Genomic DNA, 900 nt, shown 5'->3' with positions numbered 1-900 from the left:
GTACTTGAGTGCGTGTTTAACTGAGTCATTAGTGAATCGGTCGATGTTCTGTTGAGTCGCGTTGGTACGACGTTTACGGCGGGAAACCTGAAACCTCACATCATCTTGAACAATGCGAGGTAATCGAGGTAAAAATTCACGAGCAAATAATGGGTACACTTAGTATTCCTTGTAACTTCGAATGCTTTTTTTATCGGACGGGTAATTCCATTCAGTTACAGCTTGGTTGTAATTTTGCGCAGCATTGCCCTCATGCCCACACTGATTACAGGCAACATAATGTTTTGGGGTGTCATCTAAACTTTGTTCACAAAACACTTCGCTACTTTGGCACTTGGCGCAATTATGAATAGCTTGGACTGCGATATAACTTCTCATTTACTGCTTCACATTCCCTGGATTCGCATTACTTACCGAGCCCCAAGGTTCAGCGCACCCGTTTTCGCTACACACATAATTCATTGGCTGAGAGTTACCCTTAACACGCTTTTTAATGCCGTGTTTTTCGCGCAACTTCGACACTAAAAAGCGCGCTCGCTCTCGTTTCTTTGGATCTGGGTTCTCCATGCCTGCCATATCAGGGCAGGGCTTATGTATTGGAGAAGTGATAGGCAAGTCAGCTGTCGATTTAGCAGGTCTAAAAGTCACATCACTCATGCTGCCACCTCAACAAATATCACTTCTGGTTTCTTCTTCTTTTCTTCTAACGTAGCGAGAATCTCTTTTACCTTGTCGTCATAAACACTCAAATACAGGCTTGCTCCTGCAAGGCTCCAAGCTGTTTGAACTCGCTGCTTCTTCCCAAAACCACAGAAGAAGCGATCACCAATTTTTATCGCTACTGCTTGTTTTTGCGCTTGCTTGTAAAAACTCATAATTCGCTAAACTCCTGTGTGTCCA

The 900-nt window shown here is 43.8% G+C and carries 2 protein-coding genes; both read right to left on the bottom strand.

Features of this window, described 5'->3' with window-relative positions:
* Window positions 1–378: 378 nt before the first annotated feature.
* Complete coding sequence (locus AB4653_RS19580) at window positions 379–657, bottom strand: hypothetical protein (protein ID WP_102258118.1); 279 nt, start codon at window positions 655–657, stop codon at window positions 379–381.
* Entirely contained in the window at window positions 654–875 is a 222-nt protein-coding gene (locus AB4653_RS19575; RefSeq protein WP_102258119.1) for a hypothetical protein, read from the bottom strand. Before AB4653_RS19575 ends, AB4653_RS19580 begins: the two co-directional genes overlap by 4 nt.
* Window positions 876–900 lie beyond the last annotated feature (25 nt).

The sequence above is a fragment of the Vibrio sp. 10N.222.48.A3 genome, assembly GCF_041475345.1.
Classification (GTDB): Bacteria; Pseudomonadota; Gammaproteobacteria; order Enterobacterales; family Vibrionaceae; genus Vibrio; species Vibrio tasmaniensis_A.
This window is presented reverse-complemented; position numbering and strand designations above follow the sequence as displayed.

What these genes read in the sequence shown, in the direction of transcription:
- AB4653_RS19575 (WP_102258119.1), bottom strand. Translation starts at nt 875, where the DNA reads ATGAGTTTTTACAAGCAAGCGCAAAAACAAGCAGTAGCGATAAAAATT.
- AB4653_RS19580 (WP_102258118.1), bottom strand. Translation starts at nt 657, where the DNA reads ATGAGTGATGTGACTTTTAGACCTGCTAAATCGACAGCTGACTTGCCT.